Here is a 26,461-nt window from a genome sequence, read left to right as displayed (position 1 = left end):
ATGAAATTACCGATTTATCTCGATTACTCCGCAACCACGCCGGTGGACCCGCGTGTTGCCGAGAAAATGATGCAGTTTCTGACCCTGGACGGAACCTTTGGTAACCCGGCCTCCCGTTCTCACCGTTTTGGCTGGCAGGCTGAAGAGGCGGTCGATATCGCCCGTAATCAGATTGCCGAGCTGGTTGGCGCCGACCCGCGTGAAATTGTTTTCACCTCGGGCGCGACCGAATCCGACAACCTGGCGATCAAAGGTGCGGCCAACTTTTATCAGAAAAAAGGCAAGCACATCATCACCAGTAAAACCGAGCACAAAGCGGTGCTGGACACCTGCCGCCAGCTGGAGCGCGAAGGGTTTGAAGTGACCTATCTCGCCCCGCAGAGCAACGGCATCATCGACCTGAAAGAGCTTGAAGCGGCGATGCGTGACGACACCATTCTGGTCTCCATCATGCACGTGAACAACGAAATCGGCGTGGTGCAGGATATCGCCACTATCGGCGAAATGTGCCGTGCGCGCGGTATTATCTACCACGTTGACGCCACCCAGAGCGTGGGCAAACTGCCTATCGACCTGAGCCAGCTGAAAGTGGATCTGATGTCCTTCTCCGGCCACAAAATCTATGGCCCGAAAGGGATCGGCGCGCTCTACGTGCGTCGTAAGCCGCGTATTCGTATCGAAGCGCAGATGCACGGCGGCGGTCACGAGCGCGGTATGCGTTCCGGTACGCTGCCTGTTCACCAGATCGTCGGCATGGGTGAAGCTTACCGCATCGCGAAAGAAGAGATGGAAACCGAGATGGCGCGCCTGCGTACGCTGCGCGATCGTCTGTGGAACGGCGTGAAGGATATGGAAGAGGTCTACCTGAACGGTGATCTGGAGCAGGGCGCGCCAAATATCCTTAACGTGAGCTTCAACTATGTTGAAGGCGAGTCGCTGATCATGGCGCTTAAAGATCTGGCCGTCTCTTCCGGTTCCGCCTGTACTTCTGCAAGCCTGGAGCCTTCCTACGTGCTGCGCGCGCTGGGGATGAACGACGAGCTGGCGCATAGCTCTATCCGTTTCTCTTTAGGTCGTTTTACTACCGAAGAAGAGATCGACTACACCATCAATCTGGTTCGTAACTCCATTGGCCGTCTGCGCGAACTTTCTCCGCTGTGGGAGATGTTTAAGCAGGGTGTGGATCTGAACACTATTGAATGGTCACATCACTAATCGGTACCCATAAGGAGAATTGAATCATGGCATATAGCGAAAAAGTTATCGATCACTACGAGAACCCGCGCAACGTCGGCTCTTTTGATAATAGCGATGAGTCTGTCGGCAGCGGCATGGTCGGCGCGCCGGCGTGTGGCGACGTTATGAAGTTGCAGATTAAAGTCAACAATGAAGGTATCATTGAGGACGCGCGCTTCAAGACCTACGGCTGTGGTTCAGCTATCGCCTCCAGCTCCCTGGTCACCGAGTGGGTGAAGGGTAAATCGCTGGACGAAGCTCAGGCAATTAAAAACACGGATATTGCTGAAGAACTCGAACTGCCGCCGGTGAAAATTCACTGCTCAATTCTGGCAGAAGACGCGATCAAAGCCGCTATTGCGGATTACAAAAGCAAACGTGAAGCGAAATAATTGAGGTTTGAGTATGTCGATTACCCTTAGCGACAGCGCTGCCGCGCGAGTGAGCGCCTTTCTGGCGAACCGTGGTAAAGGCTTCGGCCTGCGACTGGGCGTGCGTACCTCCGGCTGTTCCGGTATGGCTTACGTACTGGAGTTTGTTGATGAGCCGGCGTCTGACGATACCGTCTTTGAAGACAAGGGCGTGAAGGTGGTGGTCGATGGCAAAAGCCTGCAATTCCTGGACGGCACTCAGCTGGACTTCGTAAAAGAAGGCCTGAACGAAGGGTTCAAATTCACCAACCCGAACGTTAAAGATGAGTGTGGTTGCGGCGAAAGCTTCCACGTTTAACCGCGTTCCGCTGTTATACCGATTAATTCGTATTGCAGAAAGGCGGCAAGCGAGTGAATCCCCGGGAGCTTACTTAAGTAAGTGACTGGGGTGAACGAGCGCAGACAACGCATCTGCAGCGCGAAGTAAGAAGGTATAACCCCACCGTGGCTCTGCTGCGCGTGGGGTTTGTTCTAACAGGCTACCCCTGAGATTGTTATGGATTACTTCACTCTCTTCGGACTACCCGCGCAATACCCAATTGATCTCCAGGCCCTGACGGTCCGTTTTCAGGATCTGCAGCGTCAGTACCATCCGGATAAATTCGCCAGCGGGACGCAGGCAGAGCAGCTAGCTGCGGTTTCCCAGTCTGCGACCATCAACCAGGCCTGGCAAACGCTGCGCCATCCGCTGGCGCGCGCAGAATATCTGCTCTCGCTCCACGGTTTTGATCTGGCGAGCGAACAGCACACCGTGCGCGATACGGCGTTTCTGATGGAACAGCTTGAGCTACGTGAAGAGCTGGATGAGATTGAGCAGGCCAAAGACGAAGCGCGTCTGGAACGCTTCATCACGCGCGTGAAGGGCATGTTCGATACCCGCCACCAGCAGATGGTGGAGCAACTGAACAACGAGACCTGGGACGTGGCGGCAGACACTGTGCGCAAACTCCGTTTTCTCGATAAACTGCGAAGCAGTGCTGAACAACTCGAAGAAAAGCTGCTCGATTTTTAATTTCGGAAGCAATTATGGCCTTATTACAAATTAGTGAGCCTGGCTTAAGTGCCGCACCGCACCAGCGTCGTCTGGCGGTGGGTATCGACCTGGGCACCACCAACTCTCTGGTTGCGACCGTGCGCAGCGGCCAGGCGGAAACGCTGGCTGACGAGCAGGGCCGTCATCTGCTGCCTTCTGTGGTCCACTACCAGCAGCAGGGCCACGCGGTTGGCTATGAGGCCCGCGCCAACGCCGCCCTCGATCCCGCCAATACCATCAGCTCTGTAAAGCGCATGATGGGCCGCTCGCTGGCCGACATTCAGACCCGTTATCCGCATCTGCCGTATCAGCTTCAGGCAAGCGAAAACGGCCTGCCGATGATTGCCACCACCGCCGGTCTGCTTAACCCAATTCGCGTTTCTGCGGACATTCTCAAAGCGCTGGCGGAGCGCGCCACGGCGACGCTCGGCGGTGATTTAGATGGCGTGGTCATTACCGTTCCGGCCTACTTTGACGATGCGCAGCGCCAGGGCACCAAAGATGCCGCGCGTCTTGCCGGCCTGCACGTGCTGCGCCTGCTGAACGAACCCACTGCTGCTGCCATTGCCTACGGCCTGGACTCCGGTCAGGAAGGGGTGATTGCGGTTTACGACCTCGGCGGCGGCACCTTTGATATCTCCATTCTGCGCCTGAGCCGCGGTGTTTTTGAAGTGCTGGCGACCGGCGGGGATTCCGCGCTGGGCGGCGACGATTTTGACCATCTGCTGGCGGATTATATTCGCGAGCAGGCGGGAATTGCCGATCGCAGCGATGTCCGCGTGCAGCGCGAACTGCTGGATGCGGCTATCGATGCCAAAATCGCCCTCAGCGATGCGCAGTTCGTCAGCGTGAACGTGGCGGGCTGGCAGGGCGAGATTACGCGCGACCAGTTCAACGATCTCATTGCCCCGCTGGTGAAACGCACCCTGCTGGCCTGCCGTCGCGCGCTGAAAGATGCGGGCGTCGAAGCCAACGAGGTGCTGGAAGTGGTGATGGTGGGCGGCTCGACCCGCGTGCCGCTGGTGCGTGAGCGTGTAGGTGAATTTTTTGGCCGCACGCCGCTGACCTCTATCGACCCGGACAAAGTGGTTGCCGTGGGTGCCGCTATCCAGGCCGATATCCTGGTCGGCAACAAGCCGGACAGCGAAATGCTGCTGCTGGACGTCATCCCGCTGTCGCTGGGTTTAGAAACCATGGGCGGCCTGGTGGAGAAAGTGATCCCGCGTAACACCACCATTCCGGTGGCGCTCGCGCAGGAGTTCACTACCTTTAAGGACGGCCAGACCGCCATGTCCATCCACGTGATGCAGGGCGAACGCGAACTGGTGCAGGACTGCCGTTCGCTGGCGCGTTTTGCGCTGCGCGGCATTCCGGCGCTGCCGGCGGGCGGGGCCCATATTCGCGTCACCTTCCAGGTGGATGCGGACGGGCTGCTGAGCGTCACGGCGATGGAAAAATCCACCGGCGTGGAATCATCCATCCAGGTGAAGCCGTCCTACGGTCTGACCGATGGCGAAATCGCCGCCATGATTCAGGACTCCATGAGTTTTGCTGAGCAGGATGTGAAGGCGCGTATGCTGGCTGAACAAAAAGTGGAAGCCGCACGCGTGCTGGAGAGCCTGAACGGGGCGCTTGCCGCCGATGCCGCACTGTTAAGCGCCGCTGAGCGCCAGGTGATTGACGAGGCCGCCGCGCGCTTAAGCGCAGTCGCCCTTGGCAATGACGCTGACGAAATAGAAGAAGCCATTAAAAACGTTGATAAACAAACCCAGGACTTCGCTGCTCGCCGCATGGACAAATCTGTCCGCGTCGCGCTGAAAGGCCAGTCCGTGGACGAGGTTTAATATGCCAAAGATTGTTATTTTGCCTCATGCGGACCTCTGTCCGGATGGCGCTGTTCTGGAAGCAAAGACCGGTGAAACCATTCTTGACGTTGCCCTGCGTAACGGTATCGAAGTGGAACACGCCTGTGAAAAATCGTGCGCCTGCACCACCTGCCACTGCATCGTGCGTGAAGGTTTTGACTCGCTTGCCGAGAGCACCGAAGATGAAGACGACATGCTGGATAAAGCATGGGGTCTGGAGCCAGACAGCCGCTTAAGCTGCCAGGCCGCGGTGACCGATGAAGATCTGGTCGTGGAGTTCCCACGTTACACCATCAACCACGCACGCGAGCACTGATATGGGACTGAAGTGGACAGACAGCCGTGAAATCGGCGAGGCGCTTTACGACGCCAATCCGGATCTCGATCCGAAAACCGTCAGATTTACCGATATGCATCAGTGGATCTGCGAGTTAGAAGATTTTGATGACGATCCCAACGCATCCAGTGAAAAAATTCTGGAGGCGATTCTGTTAGTCTGGTTAGATGAAGCAGAGTAGATAATTTAACGGGCTGCCTTCAGGCGGCCCGTTTGCTAATAAGGATAAATAAAATGACCGAAGCGATGAAGATTACGCTCTCCACTCAGCCCGCCGACGCGCGCTGGGGTGAAAAAGCCACGTACAGTATCAATAACGACGGTATTACCCTGCACCTTACCGGCAAAGATGATTCAGGACTTATCCAGCGCGCGGCGCGCAAGATCGACGGCCTGGGCATCAAACATGTGATGCTCGAGGGGGAAGGCTGGGATACCGAACGCAGCTGGGCGTTCTGGGCTGGTTACAAAGGCCCGAAAGGCACCCGCAAAATCGAGTGGGCGAGCCTTGATGAGGCGGCGCAAAAAGAGCTGGAAAACCGTCTCAATATTATCGACTGGGTGCGCGACACTATCAACGCGCCGGCGGAAGAGCTTGGCCCGGAACAGCTGGCGCAGCGCGCGGTCGATCTGATTGGCGGCGTGGCGGGCGACAGCATGTCGTATCGCATTACCAAAGGCGAAGATCTGCGCGAGCAGAATTATATGGGCATTCACACCGTGGGGCGGGGCTCCGAGCGCGCTCCTGTACTGCTGGCGCTGGACTACAACCCGACCGGCGACAAAGACGCTCCGGTCTATGCCTGCCTGGTGGGGAAAGGCATTACCTTTGATTCCGGCGGCTACAGCCTGAAACAGAGCGCGTTTATGGACTCCATGAAGTCTGATATGGGCGGTGCGGCAACCATCACCGGCGCGCTGGCGTTCGCTATCACCCGTGGTCTGAACAAGCGCGTGAAGCTTTACCTCTGCTGCGCAGATAACATGGTGAGCGGCAACGCCTTCAAGCTGGGCGACATTATTCGCTACCGCAACGGTAAAAACGTCGAAGTGATGAATACCGACGCGGAAGGACGCCTGGTGCTGGCCGATGGCCTGATCGATGCTTCTGCCCAGAAACCGGAGCTGATCATCGATATGGCAACCCTGACCGGCGCGGCGAAAACGGCGCTGGGTAATGATTACCATGCGCTGTTCAGCTTTGATGACAAGCTGGCTGCTCGCCTGCTGGCGAGCGCTGCTGCGGAAAACGAACCTTTCTGGCGCCTGCCGCTGGCCGAGTTCCACCGCAGCCAGCTGCCCTCTAATTTCGCGGAACTGAACAACACCGCCAGCGCGGCGTACCCGGCGGGTGCAAGCACGGCGGCAGGCTTCCTCTCCCACTTTGTGGAGAACTACCGCGAAGGCTGGCTGCACATCGACTGTTCCGCTACCTACCGCAAGGCAGCGGTTGAACAGTGGGCCGCAGGCGCGACAGGCCTTGGCGTGCGCACCATTGCGAACCTGCTGACGGCTGAGTAATCTTTTTTGCCGGGTGGCGCTGCGCTTGCGCGCGCCTTCGGAGTCATCATATTGCCCGGCGGCGCTGCGCTTGCACGGGCCTACGGTTTTGTAGGCCGGGTAAGTGAAGCGCCACCCGGCGTTTTTGAAGTAGCCAAACTATGTCCGAAACCAAAAATGAATTAGAAACCCTGCTGGAGCAGGCGGCGACCGAGCCCGCCCACCGTCCGGCCTTTTTCCGCACGCTGCTGGAATCCACCGTCTGGGTGCCGGGAATGGCGGCAGAAGGGGAGCAGGTTGTCGAAGAGAGCGCGCTGGATCTGCTGCACTGGGAGAAAGATGACGGCACCTCGGTGATCCCGTTCTTTACCTCACTGGAAGCCTTGCAGGAAGCGGTAGAAGACGAACAGGCGTTCGTGGTGATGCCGGTGCGCACGTTGTTCGAAATGACGCTGGGACAGACGCTGTTCCTCAACGCCAAACTGCCGACAGGGAAAGAGTTCACCCCGCGCGAAATCAGCCACCTGATTGGTAAAGAGGGCAATCCGCTCAGCACCCAGGAGGTGCTGGAAGGGGGCGAAACGCTGCTGCTGTCTGAAGTGGCCGAGCCGCCCGCGCAGATGATTGACTCCCTGACCACGCTGTTCAAAACCATCAAGCCGGTGAAACGCGCGTTCCTCTGCTCCATCAAAGAGAGCGCTGACGAACAGCCGGTATTGCTGATTGGTATTGAAGCGGACGGCGATATGGAGGAGATCATTCAGGCGGCGGGAAGCGTAGCCACCGACACGCTTCCGGGCGATGAGCCGATTGATATCTGCCAGGTGAAGAAAGGTGAGAAGGGCATCAGCCATTTTATTACCGAGCACATCACCCCGTTCTACGAGCGTCGCTGGGGCGGCTTCCTGCGCGATCTCAAGACCAACCGCATTATCTGATTACGGCGGGGTGAGCTTCACCCCGTTGCTTCCAGCAGCAGTAAATCCATCAGCAATACCAGATTCGACTCAAACGACGTCACCCTCGCGGCTTCGGCAGCGAAGTGCACCGCTTCGTCATAGAGCGCGAAATGCAGATCCGCCATTCCCGCCAGCGTATTAGCAGAGGCACGGGTAAAGGCGACAACCGTCATCCCGACGTTTTTGGCAATCCGCGCTTTATCCAGCACCTGCTCCGTTTCGCCGCTGCGGGAGACGGCAATAAACACCTGATAGCGTGCGGCGTTGCTGAGAAAAATATTCCGGCTGTCGCCCGGACCGGAGATAAACGCTGTTTTACCCAGCACCTGCAATTTCTTGGTCAGGTACTCGGCAAAGAGATAGGAAAACCCGGCCCCATAAAGAAAGAAGCTCTCTTTCTGGCGCAGCAGGCTGGCAAACTGCTGGCGTTTGTCCTGTGTGACCCACTGAAAGGTGTGCTGATAGTTAGCGATAAACTGATTAAACAGCGCGGGCAATTCTGCATGCTGCTCAGGCTGCGCGGCGATATGCGGCGTATCAGAAAGCAGCTTTTTGCAGTGCCAGATAAACTCGCTAAAACCGCTGAACCCCAGCTTCTGGCACAGCCGCATAATCGTCGCGGTGGAGACAAACGTCGCCTGCGCCAGCTCGCGCACCGTGATGTTGCCCACCAGCAGCGGATGCTCCGTGAGGTGGGCGAGGACGCGATACTCCGCGCGGGTCAGCGACGCCCCGCGCATCAACAGCGTGGCCAGGCGGTTATCCATTATGTCGCCGGTTCAACCGGCAGATCGTCCCGTGCACCCCATTCGCTCCAGGAGCCGTCATACAGGGTTACATCATTCGCGCCAAGGGTTGCCAGCGCCAGAATCACCACGCAGGCCGTTACGCCGGAGCCACAGCTGGCAATAATCGGACGATGCAAATCCACACCCTGACGTTCAAAAATGGCATGCAATTCATCGGTGGTTTTCAGCTCGCCCTCGAACACCAGGTCGCCCCACGGCACGTTCAGCGCACCCGGAATATGTCCGCGTTTCAGCCCCGGACGCGGTTCATCCGCTTCTGCGTTGAAACGGGGTGCAGGACGCGCATCAACAATTTGCGCCCCCTTTTCGTGGCTTACTACCAGGACGTCGGTCAGACGCTTCACCACTTTTGCGTCAAACGTGGCGTCGAAATCCCCTTCCGGCAGCGTGACGTCACCCTGCTGGAGCGGCAGTTCATCACGTTTCCAGCCCGCAAGCCCACCTGCCAGAATCGACACTTTTTCCACACCGAAGTTTTTCAGCATCCACCACGCGCGCGGCGCGGAGAAGAGATTACCTTCATCGTAAACGACAAGGTGTTTATCTTTGCTGACGCCCAGCTCGCGCATCGCCACGGAAAAGGCTTCCGGGCGCGGCAGCATGTGCGGCAGGGGAGAGGTGTGATCGGAGAGCGCTTCGATATCAAAAAATACCGCGCCAGGCAGATGCCCCGCGCGATATTCACCGGGAACGTCACGATGCTCCTGGCCCGGAGGGGCCATGCGCGCATCAATAATCTGAACTTCCGGGTCGTCACCGTGCTCAATCAGCCAGTCGGCGGCGACAAAATATGAGGTAGACATGGTTGCCTCCATTCTTTTCCGTAAAAAAGGATTGTCGGTGTTTTTTCTGACACCGACAAGCTAACCACGTTCAACTCGCGAGCAAGCCCCTATTTTTTCACTGTTTCGCCGTCCTGCCAGGCCTTTTGCAGGGCAGGCCAGTAGTCGCGGTTGGCTTCGATCATCTCATCCAGGATCGCTTTCGCGTGTTCCATGGTTGGCACGGTGCGGTTCAGGGTGAACGCCTGCAGAGCTTTCTCATAGCTCCCTTCAATGGTTGCTTCAACCAGCAATTGTTCAGAGGCCAACTGTTGTTGCAGCAGCGTCTGGTGGAACAGCGGCACCCGGCCTACGCGAACGGGCTCTGGCCCTTCGGAGGTGATATAGGCAGGCACTTCCACCACCGCATCGTACGGCAGGTTGGTAATCGCCCCGCGGTTTTCCACCATCACCAGATGACGGCTCCGCAGGTTGAACGCCAGCGAGCAGGCGACATCGACGATAAACTCGCCGTGGACGCCAACATGGAAGGCATCCGGTAAAATCCCGCTGCGCTGGTATTCTTCGGCGGCGGCAAAGAGTTTTTTCTCACGCCCGTTCATCACTTCGTTGGCGCGGGTATACTCCGGGTTTTGATGCTCCACAATCTGGTTTGGCATCAGATAGTACTGCAGATACGGGTTCGGCAGATATTCCGGGAAGTTATCCATAATCGGCTTGATGTTGCGCCAGGTTTTCACCCACGACGGATCCGAGTGCTGCGGGTCGGTTTTGGCCGCATCTTCCGTCAGCAGGCCAAACTTCGCGATATGTTTACGCAGCTCCGGCAGCTTGTCCTCGCCGTCCACCAGCACGCGGGTAAACCAGCCGAAGTGGTTGAGGCCAAAATAGTCCACCTCCAGTTTATGGCGATCTACGCCCAGAATGGCGCCCATATTGCGCATCGCGGCAACCGGCATATCGCAGATATTCAGCACACGTGCGTTGGGCCGCAGGCGACGCACGCCTTCCGCAACGATCGCCGCCGGGTTGGAGTAGTTCACGATCCACGCTTTCTCATGCGCGTAGCGTTCCACCCGATCAATCAGCTCTACCATCGGCAGGATCGTGCGCAGGCCATACGCCAGCCCGCCGGGTCCGCAGGTCTCCTGGCCGACCACGCCGTGGCGCAGCGGAATTTTCTCATCCTGCTCGCGCATTTTGTACTGTCCGACGCGCATCTGGGCAAAAACAAAATGCGCGCCGCTGAAAGCTACTTCCGGGTCGCTGGTGACGGTAAATTTGATGCTCTGGCTGTGGTCGCGAATGACCTTCTCCACCACGGGCGCAATGGTGTTCTGACGCGCCTCGTCGATGTCATACAGACGGATCTCAGCCAGCGGGAAATCGTGCAGGCGTACCATCAGACTTTTCACAATACCCGGCGTGTAGGTACTACCGCCGCCAGCAATCGACAGAATGAACGGGGGTGTAAACATCTTTAGCTCCTTTCAGAGAAACGTCTCAACGGCTTCTCGCATTTTTTTGACATGCAGCCCGTAGACCACCTGAACGTTGTTACCTTGTTTGATAATCCCTTTCGCGCCGGTCGCCTTCAGGCGTGGCTCGTCGATAATGGCGACGTCCTTCACCGTGACGCGTAAGCGGGTATAGCAGTTATCCACCACTTCAATGTTTTCCCTGCCGCCGAGACCTGCCACGATTGACTCGCCCAGCCCGTCGTTATTGCCCTTCGCATGGTATTCCTGCTTGCTGTAAAGACGCGTCTCCTGATCGTCATCTTCACGGCCCGGCGTTTTCATGTTGAAACGCAGGATCAGGAGGCGGAACACCACGAAGTAGAGGGCGAACATGATCAGTCCGACCAGGATGTACATTGGCCAGTTGGACTTCTCCGTGCCGAGTGGCAGGTTGTAGAGGATGAAATCGATAATCCCGTTGGCGCCGATGGCGTGAACGCCCAGCATCGAGAACAGCATCATGCCGATGCCGGTCAGCACCGCATGCACCACGAACAGCAGCGGGGCGACGAACAGGAAGGAGAACTCAATCGGCTCGGTCACGCCGACCAGCAGCGAGGTCAACGCCGCCGGGATCAGAATGGCTTTCGCAATCGCTTTACGCTCTGGCTTCGCGGTCATGTACATTGCCAGCGCGGCGGCGGGCAGACCGAACATCTTGCTGATGCCGCGCGCATCCCACACCACGGTGCTGCTGAGCTGCTTCACCTCCGGACAGGCCATCTCAGCGAAGTAAATATTGCGCGCACCCTGATAGGTTGTGCCGCACACCTCCTGCGTACCGCCCAGTTCGGTATAGAGGAACGGCGTATAAACCAGATGATGCAGGCCTGTCGGCACCAGAATGCGCTCAAGGAAACCGTAGATCGCCACGCCGAACGGGCCGGAACCTTTGATGGCCAGCGCCATGGCGCTTATCCCGTGCTGCGCGTACGGCCAGAGTTCGCTCATTACCACGCCAAGCAGCATAGAGACAGGGAGCATAACTATCGCGACAAAGCAGTGGCCGGAGTAAATCGCCATTGCGCCGTTAAACTGTACGCCGGAATATTTATTGTACAGATATCCCGACAGCGTCCCGGTCAGGATCCCGGCGAATACGCCCATCTCCAGCACCTGGACGCCCAGCACCATGCTTTGTCCGGCGGCTTTCAGCTGATCTGCAGGCGCCAGCTCACCTTGCAGCTGCAACGTCACGTTCATGGCGTTGATAAACACCACGAAAGTCACCAGGCCGATGAGCGCCGCGTAGCCTTTGTCCCGCGTGGCCAGGCCAATGGGGATCCCCACGGCAAATACCAGCGCCAGATTAACCAGCACCGATACGGCAGACTTAGCGATCAGCTGGCCGATATTTTGAATCAGAGGATGACCAAGAAACGGCAGATACTCGGCCAGATTGCCGTTACCCAGCACATTCCCAAAGGCGATAAACAAACCGACGATAGGTAAGATAAGTACAGGTCCGTAAAGTGATTTTCCGAAATTCTGTAGGGCGTTCACGGCTCGTTTCATGGCTTTCTCTCTTATTGAACCGCGCACTCGGCGTGCGTCAAGTACATAAAGCTAGCAGGCTGTGCGTGGGCTTATCCAGCTATCTACTTGTTTTAAAAACAAATGACGTGAAAGGTTACATGTTACGTAACGCTGTGTGATCGCGGTTCCACCCCTGCATGGCAGCGCGATGCCATTCTGCGAGGCGCTTTCCAGATTATGAAATTGGACTTTTTGTATTAACGAAACTTGAGGATAATACTTATCCGGACGACCAGCAGGCCCCCTCAGGCCAGGGACATAGGATGAAACCGTTTCGCTTAGCCGCGCTCTCACTCGCGCTTCTCACCACGTTTACGCTTGTCGGCTGTGATAACAGCGACGACAAACCCCAGGCTGCTGCGTCTACTGCATCAGAACAGAAAACGCCGGAAAAGCCCGATCCTGGAAAGCTGGCTAAGCTTGCCGCCCAGAGCCAGGGTAAGGCATTGACGCTGCTGGATGCCTCGGAAGTGCAGCTCGACGGCGCCGCGACGCTGGTTCTGACCTTCTCTGTACCGCTGGATCCCAGCCAGGATTTTGCTAAAACGGTGCATGTGGTGGATAAGAAAAGCGGCAAAGTCGACGGCGCCTGGGAGCTGGCCCCCAATCTGAAAGAGCTGCGGCTGCGCCATCTTGAACCGAACCGCAATCTGGTCGTCACCGTTGAACGTGATTTGCAAGCGCTGAACAAAGCGACGTTCGGCATTGATTATGAAAAAGCGATCGCCACCAGGGAGATTGAACCCAGCGTTGGTTTTGCCAGCCGCGGGTCGTTACTGCCCGGAAAAGTGGTGGAAGGGTTGCCAGTGATGGCGCTAAACGTCAACAACGTTGACGTCAACTTCTATCGCGTGAAGCCGGAGTCCCTCGCCGCGTTTGTCAGCCAGTGGGAGTACCGTAACTCGCTGACTAACTGGGAATCGGATACGCTTCTGAAGATGGCCGATCTGGTCTATACCGGCCGTTTCGACCTTAACCCGGCGCGCAATACGCGGGAAAAACTGCTGCTGCCGCTGCGCGATATCAAGCCGCTCCAGCAGTCTGGCGTCTATATCGCCGTGATGAACCAGGCCGGTCACTATAACTACAGCAACGCCGCCACGCTCTTTACCTTAAGTGATATTGGGCTGTCCGCTCACCGTTACCATAACCGGCTGGATATCTTCACCCAGAGTCTTGAAAACGGTGCGGCGCAGTCAGGCGTGACCATTACCCTTCTCAACGATAAAGGGCAGACTCTCGCCGAGGCGAACAGCGACGCCGATGGTCATGCGAAACTGGCAACCGATAAAGAAGCCGCGCTGATCCTGGCCAGTAAAGACGGCCAGACCACGCTTCTTGATCTTAAACTTCCGGCGCTGGATCTGGCGGAGTTTGATATTGCCGGTAAGCCGGGTTACAGCACGCAGTTCTTTATGTTTGGCCCGCGCGATCTCTATCGTCCGGGTGAAACGGTGATCCTTAACGGCCTGCTGCGCGATAGCGACGGAAAACCGCTTCCCGATCGGCCAGTAAAACTTGATGTGCTGCGTCCGGACGGACAGGTAGCACGTACTGTCGTTGTGCAACCCGATAACGGCCTCTATCGCTTCAACTACTCGCTTGATAGCGGCGCCCAGACCGGCATGTGGCATATTCGCGCGAATACGGGCGATAACCAGCAGCGCATGTGGGATTTCCACGTCGAAGATTTTATGCCTGAGCGTATGGCGCTGAATCTGACGGGGCAAAAAACGCCGGTTTCCCCGCAGGATGATGTGGACTTTAACGTAGCGGGCTATTACCTGTATGGCGCACCGGCTAACGGCAATTCTTTGCAAGGCCAGCTTTTCCTGCGTCCGCTACGTGACGCGGTGCCTGCACTGCCTGGCTTCCAGTTCGGTGATATAGCTGAAGAAAATCTCAGCCGCAGCCTCGATGAAGTGCAGCTTACGCTGGACGAACAGGGTCGCGGGCAGGTGACCACCGAAAGTCAGTGGAAAGAGGCGCATTCGCCGCTGCAGCTGATTTTGCAGGCCAGCCTGCTGGAATCAGGCGGGCGTCCGGTGACCCGCCGCGCTGAGCAGGCTATCTGGCCCGCGGCTGAACTTCCGGGGATCCGCCCGCAGTTCGCCAGCAAGGCCGTTTATGACTACCGTACCGATACCACCGTCAATCAGCCGATTGTCGATGAAAATGGCAACGCCAGCTTTGACATTGTCTATGCCGACGCCAGCGGGGCGAAAAAAGCAGTATCCGGTTTGCAGGTGCGTCTGATCCGTGAGCGTCGCGACTACTTCTGGAACTGGTCCGAAAGTGAGGGCTGGCAGTCTCAGTTTGATCAAAAAGATCTGGTGGAGGGCGAGCAGGAGCTTAACCTCAAGGCCGATGAAACCGGTAAAGTGACCTTCCCGGTGGAGTGGGGCTCATACCGTCTGGAAGTGAAAGCCCCTGATGACATGGTCAGCAGCGTGCGCTTCTGGGCGGGGTACAGCTGGCAGGATAACAGCGACGGTACGGGTGCCGCGCGCCCAGACCGCGTGACGCTTAAGCTGGATAAGCCTTCTTACCAGCCGGGTGACACCATCAAGCTACACATTGCCGCACCTGCCGCCGGGAAAGGCTATGCGATGATCGAATCCAGCGAAGGGCCGCTATGGTGGAAAGAGATTGACGTGCCGGCAAACGGGCTGGATCTCTCCATTCCGGTGGATAAGGCCTGGAAACGTCACGATCTCTACCTCAGCACGCTGGTGGTTCGCCCGGGGGATAAATCCAAATCCGCCACGCCAAAACGCGCGGTTGGCCTGCTTCATCTGCCAATGGGCGATGAGAATCGCCGCCTGAATATCGCGCTGGATAACCCGCAAAAAATGCGCCCGAACCAGACGCTTTCTGTGAAAGTGAAAGCCAGCGTGAAAGAGGGAACTGTGCCACAGAAGGTGAACGTGCTGGTCTCTGCAGTTGATAGCGGCGTGCTGAACATTACCGACTATGTCACGCCGGATCCGTGGGAAGCCTTCTTCGGCCAGAAGCGGTATGGCGCGGATATCTATGATGTATATGGCCAGGTAATTGAAGGGCAGGGACGTATGGCCGCACTGCGCTTTGGGGGGGATGGCGATGAACTGAAACGCGGCGGTAAGCCACCCGTGAACCATGTCACTATTATTGCCCAGCAGGCGCAGCCGGTTACGCTTGATGCCAACGGTGAAGGCACAATCACGCTGCCGATCGGTGATTTCAACGGCGAGCTGCGTCTGATGGCCCAGGCCTGGACGGAAGAGGATTTCGGCAGCAGTGAAAGCAAAATCATTGTGGCGGCTCTGATCATCACCGAGCTTAATACGCCGCGTTTTCTGGCAAGTGGTGACACTTCCCGCCTGACGCTGGATCTGACTAACCTCACTGACCAGCCCCAAACGCTGAACATTGCGTTAACCGCAACCGGCAAGCTGTCGCTGGAAGGCGCACAGCCACAACCCGTTCAGTTGCCACCTGGCGCACGTAGCACTCTGTTTATTCCGGTGCGAGCGCTGGAGGGCTATGGGGATGGTGAAGTGACTGCTCAGGTGACGGGGCTTCAGCTTCCGGGCGAGACATTTGCGCCGCAGCAGAAGAGCTGGAAAATTGGCGTGCGTCCCGCATTCCCGGCACAAACGGTGAATACGGGCGCGATGCTGAATCCTGGTGAATCCTGGCGCGCGCCAGCACAGCATATCGACGCTTTCTCGCCAGCCACGCTACAGGGGCAGCTCTTACTCAGCGGAAAACCGCCGCTGAATCTGGCGCGCTACATCCGTGAACTGCAGGCTTATCCGTACGGGTGTCTGGAGCAAACCACCAGTGGTCTCTTCCCGTCACTCTACACCAACGCGGCACAGCTCACGGCACTGGGCATTAAAGGCGATACCGACGATAAACGCCGTGCTGCCATTGATACAGGGATCTCCCGACTGCTGCAAATGCAGCGTGACGATGGCGGTTTTGCCTTATGGGATAAAAACGGCCCGGAAGAGTACTGGCTTACCGCGTATGTCACTGACTTCCTGGTGCGGGCAGGGGAGCAGGGTTACAGCGTACCTGCTGATGCAGTGAATAACGCCAACAATCGTCTGCTGCGCTATCTACAGGATCCGGGCATGATGTCCATCCGCTACAGCGACGACACCCAGGCCAGCAAATTTGCTGTCCAGGCTTACGCTTCGCTGGTGCTGGCACGTCAGCAAAAAGCGCCGCTCGGTGCGCTGCGTGAAATCTGGGATCGTCACACTCAGGCTGCTTCCGGTCTGCCATTGATGCAGCTGGGCATGGCGCTCAAACTGATGGGAGATGCTCCGCGCAGCCAGCAGGCGCTGGATCTGGCTCTCAAAACCCCCCGTAACGACAGCCGAAACTGGATGGCGGATTACGGCAGCCAGCTGCGTGACAATGCGCTGATGCTCTCCCTTCTGGAAGAGTACAAGCTGCTGCCGGATGCGCAAAACAGGCTGCTGAACACCTTATCTGAAGAGGCATTCAGCCAGCGCTGGCTCTCAACCCAGGAGAGCAACGCGCTCTTCCTGGCCGGACGTTCGCTGCAAACGCTGTCAGGCGCATGGCAGGCAACAACGAGCCTCTCTGAACAGGCCCAGAGCAGTGACAAAGCGTTGGTAGAAAACCTGAACGGTAACCAGCTCAATGCGTTGCAGGTGACCAATACCGGCACTACGCCGCTGTGGATACGACTGGACACTACGGGCTATCCGGAGTATGCGCCTCAGCCATCGTCTAACGTACTGCAGATTGAACGTCATATTCTGGCGACAGACGGCAGCAGCAAGTCGCTCTCTTCGCTGAAGAGCGGCGAGCTGGTGCTGGTGTGGCTGGAAGTGAAGGCCAGTCAGAACGTGCCGGATGCGCTGGTAGTGGATCTGCTCCCGGCGGGTCTGGAGCTGGAAAACCAGAACCTGGCCAGCAGCAGCGCCAGCCTTCAGCAGAGCGGCAGTGAGGTGCAGAATCTGCTGAATCAGATGCAGCAGGCGGATATCCAGCACATGGAGTTCCGCGACGATCGTTTTGTGGCCGCTGTGCCGGTAAATGAAGGTCAGCCGGTCACGCTGGTTTACCTGGCCCGTGCCGTTACGCCGGGAACCTATCAGGTGCCTGTTCCGATGGTGGAATCCATGTACGTTCCTCAGTGGCGAGCAACGGGGGCGGCCAGTGGCCCGCTGATCGTTGTTCCGTAAGATGCAGATAGCACGCCTGATTCGCTCCCGCTGGCTGTGGCTGGCGGGAGCGCTTCTCGTTTTAGGGGGGCTGACTGTTGTCGCTGACCGCCTGTGGCCGTTGCCCCTGAAAGAGGTCAATCCTGCGCGAGTGGTTGTGGATGAGCAGGGCGTCCCGCTCTGGCGTTTTGCCGATAGCGAAGGGATCTGGCGCTATCCGGTCACCATTGAAGAGGTCTCTCCCCGCTATCTGGAGGCTCTGATCCAGTATGAGGATCGCTGGTTCTGGGAGCATCCTGGCGTGAATCCGCTCTCGGTGATCCGTGCCGCCTGGCAGGATCTGCGGGCAGGCCGGGTGGTTTCCGGGGGGAGCACCCTGACCATGCAGGTGGCGCGGTTGCTCGAACCGCACTCTCGCACCTTTGGCGGCAAAATTCGTCAGCTCTGGCGGGCGCTGCAGCTGGAGTGGCACCTTTCCAAACGCCAGATCCTGACGCTCTACCTCAACCGGGCCCCGTTTGGCGGTACGCTGCAGGGAGTGGGTGCCGCCAGCTGGGCCTACCTCGGCAAGCCACCCTCGCAGCTGAGCTATTCCGAAGCCGCCCTGCTGGCGGTACTTCCCCAGGCACCGAGCCGCCTGCGTCCGGATCGCTGGCCAGCCCGCGCCGAAGCGGCGCGTAACAAGGTGCTGGACCGCATGGCGACGCAGGGGGGCTGGTCCGCCCGTCAGGTGAAGGAGTCACGCGAGGAGCCGGTCTGGCTGGCTCCCCGGCAGATGCCGCAGCTGGCGCCGCTCTTCTCCCGCATGATGCTTACCAGGAGCCGGGAGACGAAGATTGTTACCACCCTTGATGCCGCGCTCCAGCGCCAGCTGGAAGAGCTGGCGATGAACTGGAAGCCGCGTCTGCCGCCGCGCAGTTCGCTGGCGATGCTGGTGGTCGATCACACCACCATGAAGGTTCGCGGCTGGGTAGGATCGGTTGATATCAATGACGACAGCCGTTTCGGGCACGTGGATATGATCGCGGCGATCCGATCGCCGGGATCGGTACTCAAACCCTTTGTCTACGGCATGGCACTGGACGAAGGTCTCATTCATCCGGCATCGCTCCTGCAGGATGTTCCCCGTCGTACCGGGGACTACCGGCCCGGTAACTTTGACAGCGGATTTCATGGCCCCGTCAGCATGAGCGATGCGCTGATTCGCTCGTTAAACCTTCCGGCGGTTCAGGTGCTGGAAGCCTATGGTCCGAAACGCTTTGCCGGGAAGTTAAGCAACGCGGGGCTGCCGCTGCTGCTGCCTCACGGCGCGCAGCCTAATCTGTCGCTGATCCTTGGCGGCGCAGGCGCGCGGCTGGAAGAGATCACCGCCGCCTACAGCGCTTTTGCCCGGCAGGGGAGGGCGGCAAGGCTGCGCCTGCAGCCCGGCGATCCGCTGGTGGAGCGTCCGCTGCTCTCGCCCGGCGCTGCGTGGATTATCCGTCGCATCCTGGCGAATGAGGCCCAGCCGCTGCCGGATAGCGCCCTGCCGCAGGTTGCGCCGCTGGCATGGAAAACCGGCACCAGCTACGGCTACCGCGATGCCTGGGCTATTGGCCTTAATGCGCGCTACCTTATCGGCATCTGGACGGGACGCCCGGACGGTACGCCGGTTGCCGGGCAATTTGGTTTCGCCAGCGCCGTGCCGCTGCTGAACCAGGTCAATAATCTGCTTCAGGCCCGCTCGACGCTGGAAGCGTCCCGCTTGCCGCGCGATCCGCGTCCGGCCTCGGTTAGCCGCGGCACCATCTGCTGGCCGGGGGGGCAGGAGTTGCCAGAGGGGAGCGACAATTGCCGGCGTCGGCTGGCGACATGGCTGCTCGATGACAGTCAGCCTCCCACGCTGCTGCTGCCTGAGCAGGAGGGGATGCGTGGGATTCGCTTTCCTGTCTGGCTGGATAAAGAGGGCAAGCGCGTCGCGGCAGATTGCCCGGGGGCGGTGGAAAAAGTTGTGGACGTCTGGCCGCTGCCGCTGGAGCCGTGGCTGCCGCCCCAGGAAAAAAGAGGCGCCCGGCTGCCTGCCGCCTCGCCCCTTTGCCCACCGCTTGAAAATAATGCGGCGCCGTTGATATTAACGGGGATCAGAGACGGGGCGGTGATGAGAAGGGCGCCCGGGCAGAGCTCGCTGGCCATTCCGGTGACGGCCACGGGCGGGGAAGGGCAGCGCTGGTGGTTTTTAAATGGTCAACCTGTTGATGGAAATAAGAGCCTTTTATTACAAATTAATAAACCGGGTGAATATCAGCTGGTCGTAATAGATCAAACCGGGCAAACCGCGGCGGTGAAATTTGAATTGCTTATTTAAATTATTTATACAACTAAGGAACAATTTATATATATTTAGATGTTAATAATTCCCATTACAAAATCAAAGGGGTACCTCGAACGGATTAGCTTGATGCTTATCAAATGCGCACTCCTTCAAATACGTGAAAATAGCTTTTTATTTGAAGGATCGAACAATGGAAAAAATAAAATGCCAGGGAGAGGGCGTTATTCCCTCTGTCTCCCGACGCACATTTATACAAGCAGGGTCAGCGCTGGTGGCGCTCCCGTTTGTTTCTACTTCCGGAAAAGCGCTGGCAAGCACCCCCGTGGTGGCAGATAAAAGCCCGGAGGAGAAGGTCGTACAGACGTGCAGCACCTTTGACTGCGGCGGAAAATGCGATATTCGTGCCCATGTAAGCGACGGTGTGGTAACGCGTATCTCAACGCGGCCAGATAATGAACTGGATCCACAGATGCCGATTATGCGCGCCTGCGTCCGTGGCCGTTCTTATCGTAAATTTGTTTATCATCCAGACCGGCTTAAATATCCCATGAAACGCGTGGGTAAACGGGGCGAGGGAAAGTTTGAACGTATTTCCTGGGATGAGGCGACAACCCTTATCGCAAATAATTTAAAAACTATTACTGAAAAATATGGCGCCGCGTCGCGCTATGTTCATGTTGGCACTGCGGTTTCTGGCGGCACCTTTTCCGGCGATAAAATGGTGCGCCGTCTGCTTAATCTGACCGGCGGTTACCTGGAAAGCTACCACTCGGTCAGCATGGGCAATACGGCGGCGGCAACCCCTTACACCTATGGCACCGCCGCCAGCGGCAGTTCCCTGGATACGCTTCTGGATACCAGACTGGTGATCCTCTGGGGCCATAACCCTACGGAGACCATTTTCGGTCACACCAATTACTTCTTTCAGAAGATGAAGCAAAACGGCACTCGCTTTATCGTCGTTGATCCGCGGTATTCCGATACGGTCTCTTCTCTCGCCGACCAGTGGGTTCCCCTGCTGCCCACCACTGATAACGCGCTAATGGATGCGATGATGTATGTCATCGTGAGCGAGAATCTCCATGACGCCGCCTTTATTCAGCGCTACACGCTGGGTTTTGACGAAGCCTCCATGCCGGAAGGGGTGCCGGCGAATGAGTCGCTGGTCGCTTATCTGACCGGTGCGAAAGATGGCGTGGCGAAAACCCCGGAATGGGCAGAGAAAATCACCCATGTCCCGGCGCAGACGATTCGTCAACTGGCGCGCGACTACGCGACCACCAAACCGGCGGCGCTGATCCAGGGGTGGGGGCCGCAGCGTCATAACTGCGGGGAACGTACCGCGCGCGGTTCCACGCTGCTGGCGACGATTACCGGCAACGTCGGGGTCAAGGGCGGCTGGGCGGCGGGCTATGGCGGCTGTCCTAACCGTAAGTTCGCCGCTGGCCCGGAGATGCCGGACAACCCGGTGAAGGCCAAAATTTCGGTGATGAACTGGGTGCAGGCGGCTGATGATGCCTCGCAGGTAACGGCCGACGTCGGTTTAAAAGATGCCGACAAGCTGGAGAGTAATATCCGCATCCTTTTCTCTCTGGCGGGCAACTATCTGGCTAACCAGAACCCCGATCTGCATCAGGCTACCCGCGTTCTGGAGGATGAATCGAAGATCCAGTTTATTGTCGCAAGCGATCTCTTTATGACGCCGAGCGCGAAATATGCCGATCTGCTGCTGCCGGAAACCAGCTTTATGGAGCGCTGGAATATCGGCGAAACCTGGGGTACCGCTAACTATCTCATTCTCTCTGAGAAGCTGATTGAACCAGAGTTTGAACGTCGCTCTGACTATGAGTGGCTGCGCGATGTGGCGAAAAAGCTGGGGATTGAAAACGAGTTCAGCCAGGGGCGCGATGAAAAGGCCTGGATAGAGCATATCTGGGAGCAAACCCGTCTGGCGATGCCGGAGGAAAATTTGCCGGACTTCGCCACGCTGCAAAAAAGTCGTCAGCATCTCTTTAAAAGCGCGCCTTTTGTTGCATTCGAAGAGAATATCCGCGATCCGGAAAATCATCCTTTCCCTACGCCTTCCGGGAAGATTGAGATCTTCTCAAAACGTCTCTACGACATGCAGCACCCGGAAATCCCGGCGCTGTCACACTATGTGCCCGCTCATGAAGGGCCGGAAGATCCGCTGTCGCAGCGCTATCCGCTCCAGCTTATTACCTGGAAAGGCAAAAATCGCGCTAACTCAACCCAGTACGCTAACCCGTGGCTTATTGAAGTGCAGCAGCAGAAGCTGTGGATCAACCCCCAGGATGCGCAAACGCGCGGTATTACGCAGGGCGACCTGGTACGCATCCATAACGGGCGCGGTGTCTGCGAAATCCCGGCTGAGGTGACGCCGCGCGTCATTCCAGGCGTGGTGGCGATGCAGGCAGGTGCCTGGTGGCAGCCGGATGAGCGAGGCGTGGATAAGGGCGGCTGCGCGAACGTGCTGAGTTCGGCCCGGATTACCGCGCTTGCGAAAGGGAATTCACATCAAACCATGCTGGTGGAGGTAGCAAAAGCATGAGTCAGTTTAAACACTACGGGCCGGTGAGCGACAAGCAGCTGGGCTTTTTTATCGACTCTTCCCGCTGCTCGGGCTGTAAGGCCTGCCAGGTGGCCTGCAAGGATAAGAATAATCTTGAGGTGGGACGGCGCTTCCGGCGCGTTTATGAGGTTAACGGCGGCGGTTTTATTCCGACCGGACAGGGAGGCGTGAGCAATAACGTCTTTGCCTATACCCTCTCTATCTCCTGTAACCACTGCGCGGACCCGATCTGCACTAAAAACTGCCCGACAACCGCCATGCACAAGCGGCCGGGAGATGGCATCGTGCGCGTGGACACCGACAAATGCGTCGGGTGCGGCTACTGCGCCTGGTCATGTCCTTACGGCGCGCCGCAGCTTAACGAGCAGACCGGGCAGATGTCGAAATGCGATTTCTGCGTGGATTTACAGGCGAAGGGCGAGCAGCCTGTCTGCGTGGCGACCTGTCCGCTGGAGGCGATTAAATTCGGCCCTGTCGATGAGCTGCGGGCTAAGTATGGCTCCGTCTGCGACGTCAAAGGGTTGCCAGATTCGTCTATCACCCGCCCCAGTCTGGTGATCAAAGCGCATCAGGGCGCCGAAAAGGAGGGAAATCCCCATGCATGAGTTACCGCTGCTTATTTTTACTCTCTTTGTGCAGGGCTCGGTGGGCATCACCCTCTGGACAGGGTTGGGACGTATCAACGCGATGGGGACACCCGATCCGCGTCGTCATCTCCTGCCTGCCGCAGCCGGCGCGTTCATACTGGCCTCGCTCGGGCTGCTCGCCTCTGCGTTGCATATGGGTTATCCCCTCAATGCTTTTAACGCTTTGCGCCACGTCGCCAGCTCCTGGCTAAGCCGTGAAATCGTCTTTGCCAGCCTCTATCTGGCAGCGCTGGGCCTGGCTATTCTGCTGCTGTTTGCTAAAAAGCCGGGCTGGAAAGCGCTGCTGGTGCTGGCAGGCGCGATCGGCCTGGTGGATGTCTTTTGTATGGCGCAGATTTACATGCACGCTTCGGTTGTCACCTGGCAGCATGCCAATACGCTGGTGCTCTTCTTCGGATCAGTTGGCATCATCGGGTCCGCCTGCGTCATGGCGGGCTCGCAGAGCAGAAACGGCGTGCGCCTCGCCGTGGCGCTGGTTTCCCTGCTGGTGTTGCTGCGCCTGGTGATGCAGCCCGTCTGGATGGCGGACATCGCCGCGGCGGATACCAGCGTGGTGACCTTCCCCCATCAGCCGCTTCAGATGCTGGCGCAACTGCGTGATATCTATCTGCTGAGCTGGTGCGTATCGGTGGCGGGAATGGTCTGTTTTGCCGCAGGCGGCCTGAAAAGAGCCAGAGGGCTATTGCTCTCGGGCAGCGTGCTGCTGATTATCGGTGAGCTGATGCTGCGCTTTGTCTTTTTTAGCATCGGCTGATGACGATCGCTATTGCGCAGGGCGTAGAGATAACGCAGGCGTGCGTCCGCCGCCGTTTTCGTTATGCCTCCTGTACTGCCTGCGCCGGGATCTGTCCGGCGCAGGCATTTTCGCTGGTCAACGGGGAGATTTCCGTCGACGCGTCGCGCTGCATCGAGTGCGGCGATTGCCTCTTTGTCTGCCCTTCTGACGCCATCACTGGCGTGGCGCCGATGCGGCGTTTTGTTCGCGAAGCGACGCTGGTGGAGCCATTCTCCCTGCGTCCGCCCTCCGTGCAGGAGCTGCTGCTCTGGCACCATCAGCGGGGCGTACGTTTTATCAGTATCGAAGCAGAACAGTCCGCCGCGTGGATGATGGCGCTGGCGGGACTGAATCTGGCGCTCCGGCGTCTGGGCGAGCCTGTCTGGAGGTTTAAGCGATTCCCGGAAAACGAAATCAACAGCGCCCGGCGGGCCTGGCTTCACGTCCCACGCGAGGCGATCGCGGCACAGGCGGTGGTGCCGGGCAAACGTCAGCTACGGCAGGCTTTTCCGCGCTTCAGCGACTATAAACTTATCCTTGATACGCAGCGCTGTCTGCTGTGCGGCGCCTGCTGGCGCAGCTGTACGGAGAAAGCGATTCGCTTTGATGTCGCTGCGCTGGTGACAGAGCCAGCCCGCTGTACCGGGTGTGGCGCCTGTACGGCGGTTTGTCAGACGCAGGCGCTACAGCTTTCAGAGACGATGGAAGAGGCGCAAGTGTCGCACCATGCCGCGTATCACGCCACCTGCCAGAGCTGCGCGCGTCCTTTCTGGACCTTTACGCCACAAGAAAAGCTATGTTCTCTTTGCGTTAATCATCGGCACGGTATGCGACGCTAAGGGCTGTTGCTAATATTCATCTCATTTTAAAAAAATGTTATGTGAATCCATAGGCAAGGGCGCTAATGGTCATTATAATCCGCGCCACATCCTATTCCGGTATGCAAAACAACAGAACAATTCACAGAGGTAATCATGGCTATTGAACGTACTTTTTCCATCATCAAACCAAACGCGGTGGCAAAAAACGTTATTGGCAGCATTTTTTCGCGCTTTGAATCAGCAGGGTTCAAGATCGTGGGTACTAAAATGCTGCATCTGACCGTTGAACAGGCTCGCGGTTTCTATGCTGAGCATGAAGGTCGTCCATTCTTCGACGGTCTGGTTGAGTTCATGACCTCTGGCCCGATCGTAGTTTCCGTACTGGAAGGCGAAAACGCGGTACAGCGTCACCGCGATCTGCTGGGCGCCACCAATCCGGCGAACGCGCTGGCAGGCACCCTGCGCGCAGACTACGCCGACAGCTTCACCGAGAACGGCACCCACGGTTCCGACTCCGTAGAATCTGCCCAGCGTGAAATCGCCTTTTTCTTCGGCGAAGGCGAAGTGTGCCCGCGTACCCGCTAATACCGGCGTGCATCTGCCGCAGGTAAAAGCCGTTTTCTGCGATTTTATTTCGTAAATGCCGTGTGCAAACTGGCATCCCTGCGTCAGACTTTGTACAATGCAACGCCCCGGAGAAGCCGCACGCTTGCCGGGGCGTTTCTTTTCAACCCACCACGGGCCATAACGTGTAACAACGAGGCCGGAAAATATTATGTCTGAATTAGTTAACACGTCTGAAGTCGCCATTGCCGCGGTTCCCAATAAAAACGGAAAAATTAACCTGCTGGATCTGAACCGTCAGCAGATGCGCGAATTTTTTAAAGAGATGGGCGAGAAGCCATTTCGTGCCGATCAGGTCATGAAATGGATGTATCACTACTGCTGCGATAACTTTGATGAGATGACCGACATCAACAAGGTGCTGCGCGGTAAGCTGAAAGAGGTTGCCGAAATTCGGGCGCCGGAAGTGGTGGAGGAACAACGCTCCTCTGACGGCACGATAAAATGGGCGATTGCGGTTGGCGATCAGCGCGTTGAAACGGTCTATATCCCGGAAGATGACCGCGCCACGCTGTGCGTCTCTTCTCAGGTAGGTTGTGCGCTGGAATGTAAATTCTGCTCGACCGCACAGCAGGGCTTCAACCGTAACCTGCGCGTCTCTGAAATCATCGGCCAGGTCTGGCGCGCGGCGAAAATCGTCGGGGCGGCCAAAGTGACCGGCACCCGTCCGATTACCAACGTGGTGATGATGGGGATGGGCGAGCCGCTGCTGAACCTGACCAACGTGGTACCGGCCATGGAGATCATGCTGGACGACTTCGGTTTTGGGCTCTCCAAACGCCGTGTCACGCTCTCCACCTCCGGCGTTGTGCCCGCTCTGGACAAGCTGGGCGATATGATCGACGTGGCGCTGGCTATCTCCCTGCACGCGCCAAACGATGAGATTCGTGACGAAATTGTGCCGATCAACAAAAAGTACAATATCGAAACGTTCCTCGCCGCCGTGCGTCGCTACCTTGAGAAGTCCAACGCCAACCAGGGCCGCGTGACGATCGAGTATGTGATGCTGGATCACGTGAACGACGGAACGGAACATGCGCATCAGCTGGCGGAGCTTCTGAAAGATACGCCGTGCAAGATCAACCTGATTCCGTGGAACCCGTTCCCGGGCGCGCCGTATGGCCGTAGCTCCAACAGCCGTATCGATCGTTTCTCCAAGGTGCTGATGGAGTATGGTTTTACCACCATCGTGCGTAAAACCCGCGGGGATGATATCGATGCCGCCTGCGGTCAGCTGGCGGGTGACGTGATTGACCGTACCAAACGTACGCTGCGTAAGCGCATGCAGGGCGAAAGCATTGCCGTAAAAGCGGTATAACGGCGCCCGATAGCGGCGCACGATCTGCGCCGCTATCAGCTATATGAATGAATATTCAGCCATAGCTTTGCGCCGGCGTAATAATTACGGTGCGTTTTTTTGCGCTTTAAGGCAGTATGTAACGATGCAACAAACGTTTAGCCTGGCCTGTAGTATTCACGATCTGACAGGTGAACCCTGT

The 26,461-nt window shown here is 57.7% G+C and carries 21 protein-coding genes; 17 read left to right on the top strand and 4 right to left on the bottom strand.

The genetic code is table 11. The features are described from left to right. From iscS to sseB, 9 genes are all read left to right on the top strand, one after another. The gene (iscS, locus tag BN3796_RS19420; RefSeq protein WP_061709981.1) at positions 1-1,215 is read left to right on the top strand and encodes a cysteine desulfurase; all 1,215 of its coding nucleotides are present in this window, start codon (positions 1-3) and stop codon (positions 1,213-1,215) included. A gap of 26 nt (positions 1,216-1,241) precedes the next feature. Continuing rightward, the gene (iscU, locus tag BN3796_RS19415) at positions 1,242-1,628 is read left to right on the top strand and encodes a Fe-S cluster assembly scaffold IscU (protein WP_003860661.1); all 387 of its coding nucleotides are present in this window, start codon (positions 1,242-1,244) and stop codon (positions 1,626-1,628) included. Positions 1,629-1,641: 13 nt separating this feature from the next. Further along, positions 1,642-1,965, top strand: coding sequence for an iron-sulfur cluster assembly protein IscA (iscA, locus tag BN3796_RS19410; protein WP_061709980.1), 324 nt, complete (start codon positions 1,642-1,644; stop codon positions 1,963-1,965). Between the two features lie 198 nt (positions 1,966-2,163). After that, complete coding sequence (gene hscB, locus BN3796_RS19405) at positions 2,164-2,679, top strand: co-chaperone HscB (RefSeq protein ID WP_061709979.1); 516 nt, start codon at positions 2,164-2,166, stop codon at positions 2,677-2,679. A gap of 14 nt (positions 2,680-2,693) precedes the next feature. Further along, on the top strand, positions 2,694-4,544 hold the full coding sequence (gene hscA / locus BN3796_RS19400; protein WP_061709978.1) for a Fe-S protein assembly chaperone HscA: 1,851 nt from the start codon (positions 2,694-2,696) through the stop codon (positions 4,542-4,544). Between the two features lies 1 nt (position 4,545). Then, positions 4,546-4,881, top strand: a complete 336-nt coding sequence (gene fdx, locus BN3796_RS19395) for an ISC system 2Fe-2S type ferredoxin (RefSeq protein WP_061709977.1) — start codon at positions 4,546-4,548, stop codon at positions 4,879-4,881. Position 4,882: 1 nt separating this feature from the next. Next, complete coding sequence (gene iscX / locus BN3796_RS19390) at positions 4,883-5,083, top strand: Fe-S cluster assembly protein IscX (protein ID WP_061709976.1); 201 nt, start codon at positions 4,883-4,885, stop codon at positions 5,081-5,083. Positions 5,084-5,136: 53 nt separating this feature from the next. After that, positions 5,137-6,423 (top strand): aminopeptidase PepB, encoded by a 1,287-nt coding sequence (pepB, locus tag BN3796_RS19385; RefSeq protein WP_061709975.1) that lies wholly within the window; start codon positions 5,137-5,139, stop codon positions 6,421-6,423. A 140-nt stretch (positions 6,424-6,563) separates the two neighbouring features. Next, a complete protein-coding gene (gene sseB, locus BN3796_RS19380) occupies positions 6,564-7,340 on the top strand; it encodes an enhanced serine sensitivity protein SseB (protein ID WP_061709974.1) in 777 nt (258 codons plus the stop codon). Positions 7,341-7,357: 17 nt separating this feature from the next. Here sseB and BN3796_RS19375 read toward each other — a convergent pair whose 3' ends face one another. The 4 genes from BN3796_RS19375 to BN3796_RS19360 all read right to left on the bottom strand — a co-directional run bounded on the left by BN3796_RS19375 (position 7,358) and on the right by BN3796_RS19360 (position 11,987). After that, entirely contained in the window at positions 7,358-8,128 is a 771-nt protein-coding gene (locus tag BN3796_RS19375; protein WP_061709973.1) for a MurR/RpiR family transcriptional regulator, read from the bottom strand. Further along, on the bottom strand, positions 8,128-8,973 hold the full coding sequence (sseA, locus tag BN3796_RS19370; RefSeq protein ID WP_061709972.1) for a 3-mercaptopyruvate sulfurtransferase: 846 nt from the start codon (positions 8,971-8,973) through the stop codon (positions 8,128-8,130). The genes BN3796_RS19375 and sseA overlap by 1 nt, the downstream gene beginning before the upstream one ends. A gap of 89 nt (positions 8,974-9,062) precedes the next feature. Continuing rightward, positions 9,063-10,430 carry a 6-phospho-alpha-glucosidase gene (locus BN3796_RS19365; protein ID WP_061709971.1) on the bottom strand — a complete coding sequence of 456 codons (1,368 nt, stop codon included), beginning with the start codon at positions 10,428-10,430 and terminating at the stop codon, positions 9,063-9,065. Between the two features lie 12 nt (positions 10,431-10,442). Then, positions 10,443-11,987, bottom strand: coding sequence for a PTS transporter subunit EIIC (locus BN3796_RS19360; protein WP_061709970.1), 1,545 nt, complete (start codon positions 11,985-11,987; stop codon positions 10,443-10,445). Positions 11,988-12,271: 284 nt separating this feature from the next. Between BN3796_RS19360 and BN3796_RS19355 the strand changes: the two genes are divergently transcribed. The 8 genes from BN3796_RS19355 to BN3796_RS19320 all read left to right on the top strand — a co-directional run bounded on the left by BN3796_RS19355 (position 12,272) and on the right by BN3796_RS19320 (position 26,280). Further along, positions 12,272-17,215: an alpha-2-macroglobulin family protein gene (locus tag BN3796_RS19355; RefSeq protein ID WP_061709969.1), complete on the top strand. Its 4,944-nt coding sequence runs from the start codon at positions 12,272-12,274 to the stop codon at positions 17,213-17,215. 1 nt (position 17,216) lies between these two features. Continuing rightward, entirely contained in the window at positions 17,217-19,538 is a 2,322-nt protein-coding gene (pbpC, locus tag BN3796_RS19350) for a peptidoglycan glycosyltransferase PbpC (RefSeq protein ID WP_061709968.1), read from the top strand. A 157-nt stretch (positions 19,539-19,695) separates the two neighbouring features. Beyond that, entirely contained in the window at positions 19,696-22,074 is a 2,379-nt protein-coding gene (locus BN3796_RS19345) for a DMSO/selenate family reductase complex A subunit (protein ID WP_061709967.1), read from the top strand. Continuing rightward, positions 22,071-22,700 (top strand): DMSO/selenate family reductase complex B subunit, encoded by a 630-nt coding sequence (locus BN3796_RS19340; protein WP_061709966.1) that lies wholly within the window; start codon positions 22,071-22,073, stop codon positions 22,698-22,700. Before BN3796_RS19345 ends, BN3796_RS19340 begins: the two co-directional genes overlap by 4 nt. Beyond that, positions 22,693-23,496, top strand: coding sequence for a dimethyl sulfoxide reductase anchor subunit family protein (locus BN3796_RS19335; RefSeq protein ID WP_061709965.1), 804 nt, complete (start codon positions 22,693-22,695; stop codon positions 23,494-23,496). The genes BN3796_RS19340 and BN3796_RS19335 overlap by 8 nt, the downstream gene beginning before the upstream one ends. Beyond that, on the top strand, positions 23,496-24,356 hold the full coding sequence (locus tag BN3796_RS19330) for a 4Fe-4S binding protein (RefSeq protein WP_073885285.1): 861 nt from the start codon (positions 23,496-23,498) through the stop codon (positions 24,354-24,356). Before BN3796_RS19335 ends, BN3796_RS19330 begins: the two co-directional genes overlap by 1 nt. Before the next feature lie 135 nt (positions 24,357-24,491). Beyond that, positions 24,492-24,923 (top strand): nucleoside-diphosphate kinase, encoded by a 432-nt coding sequence (gene ndk / locus BN3796_RS19325; RefSeq protein ID WP_061709963.1) that lies wholly within the window; start codon positions 24,492-24,494, stop codon positions 24,921-24,923. A 190-nt stretch (positions 24,924-25,113) separates the two neighbouring features. Next, complete coding sequence (locus BN3796_RS19320) at positions 25,114-26,280, top strand: bifunctional tRNA (adenosine(37)-C2)-methyltransferase TrmG/ribosomal RNA large subunit methyltransferase RlmN (RefSeq protein WP_061709962.1); 1,167 nt, start codon at positions 25,114-25,116, stop codon at positions 26,278-26,280. Positions 26,281-26,461: the final 181 nt, after the last annotated feature.

This window comes from Pseudenterobacter timonensis (assembly GCF_900021175.1).
In the GTDB taxonomy this organism is placed as follows: domain Bacteria; phylum Pseudomonadota; class Gammaproteobacteria; order Enterobacterales; family Enterobacteriaceae; genus Enterobacter; species Enterobacter timonensis.
This window is presented reverse-complemented; position numbering and strand designations above follow the sequence as displayed.

Excerpts from the sequence above, each read along its gene's own strand:
- BN3796_RS19340 (WP_061709966.1), top strand. The coding sequence starts at position 22,071 with ATGAGTCAGTTTAAACACTACGGGCCGGTGAGCGACAAGCAGCTGGGC.
- pbpC (WP_061709968.1), top strand. The coding sequence starts at position 17,217 with ATGCAGATAGCACGCCTGATTCGCTCCCGCTGGCTGTGGCTGGCGGGA.
- sseA (WP_061709972.1), bottom strand. The coding sequence starts at position 8,973 with ATGTCTACCTCATATTTTGTCGCCGCCGACTGGCTGATTGAGCACGGT.
- BN3796_RS19365 (WP_061709971.1), bottom strand. The coding sequence starts at position 10,430 with ATGTTTACACCCCCGTTCATTCTGTCGATTGCTGGCGGCGGTAGTACC.
- hscA (WP_061709978.1), top strand. The coding sequence starts at position 2,694 with ATGGCCTTATTACAAATTAGTGAGCCTGGCTTAAGTGCCGCACCGCAC.
- BN3796_RS19320 (WP_061709962.1), top strand. The coding sequence starts at position 25,114 with ATGTCTGAATTAGTTAACACGTCTGAAGTCGCCATTGCCGCGGTTCCC.
- ndk (WP_061709963.1), top strand. The coding sequence starts at position 24,492 with ATGGCTATTGAACGTACTTTTTCCATCATCAAACCAAACGCGGTGGCA.
- iscU (WP_003860661.1), top strand. The coding sequence starts at position 1,242 with ATGGCATATAGCGAAAAAGTTATCGATCACTACGAGAACCCGCGCAAC.
- sseB (WP_061709974.1), top strand. The coding sequence starts at position 6,564 with ATGTCCGAAACCAAAAATGAATTAGAAACCCTGCTGGAGCAGGCGGCG.
- hscB (WP_061709979.1), top strand. The coding sequence starts at position 2,164 with ATGGATTACTTCACTCTCTTCGGACTACCCGCGCAATACCCAATTGAT.
- iscX (WP_061709976.1), top strand. The coding sequence starts at position 4,883 with ATGGGACTGAAGTGGACAGACAGCCGTGAAATCGGCGAGGCGCTTTAC.
- BN3796_RS19345 (WP_061709967.1), top strand. The coding sequence starts at position 19,696 with ATGGAAAAAATAAAATGCCAGGGAGAGGGCGTTATTCCCTCTGTCTCC.
- BN3796_RS19375 (WP_061709973.1), bottom strand. The coding sequence starts at position 8,128 with ATGGATAACCGCCTGGCCACGCTGTTGATGCGCGGGGCGTCGCTGACC.
- BN3796_RS19335 (WP_061709965.1), top strand. The coding sequence starts at position 22,693 with ATGCATGAGTTACCGCTGCTTATTTTTACTCTCTTTGTGCAGGGCTCG.
- BN3796_RS19355 (WP_061709969.1), top strand. The coding sequence starts at position 12,272 with ATGAAACCGTTTCGCTTAGCCGCGCTCTCACTCGCGCTTCTCACCACG.
- BN3796_RS19330 (WP_073885285.1), top strand. The coding sequence starts at position 23,496 with ATGACGATCGCTATTGCGCAGGGCGTAGAGATAACGCAGGCGTGCGTC.
- BN3796_RS19360 (WP_061709970.1), bottom strand. The coding sequence starts at position 11,987 with ATGAAACGAGCCGTGAACGCCCTACAGAATTTCGGAAAATCACTTTAC.
- iscA (WP_061709980.1), top strand. The coding sequence starts at position 1,642 with ATGTCGATTACCCTTAGCGACAGCGCTGCCGCGCGAGTGAGCGCCTTT.
- fdx (WP_061709977.1), top strand. The coding sequence starts at position 4,546 with ATGCCAAAGATTGTTATTTTGCCTCATGCGGACCTCTGTCCGGATGGC.
- iscS (WP_061709981.1), top strand. The coding sequence starts at position 1 with ATGAAATTACCGATTTATCTCGATTACTCCGCAACCACGCCGGTGGAC.
- pepB (WP_061709975.1), top strand. The coding sequence starts at position 5,137 with ATGACCGAAGCGATGAAGATTACGCTCTCCACTCAGCCCGCCGACGCG.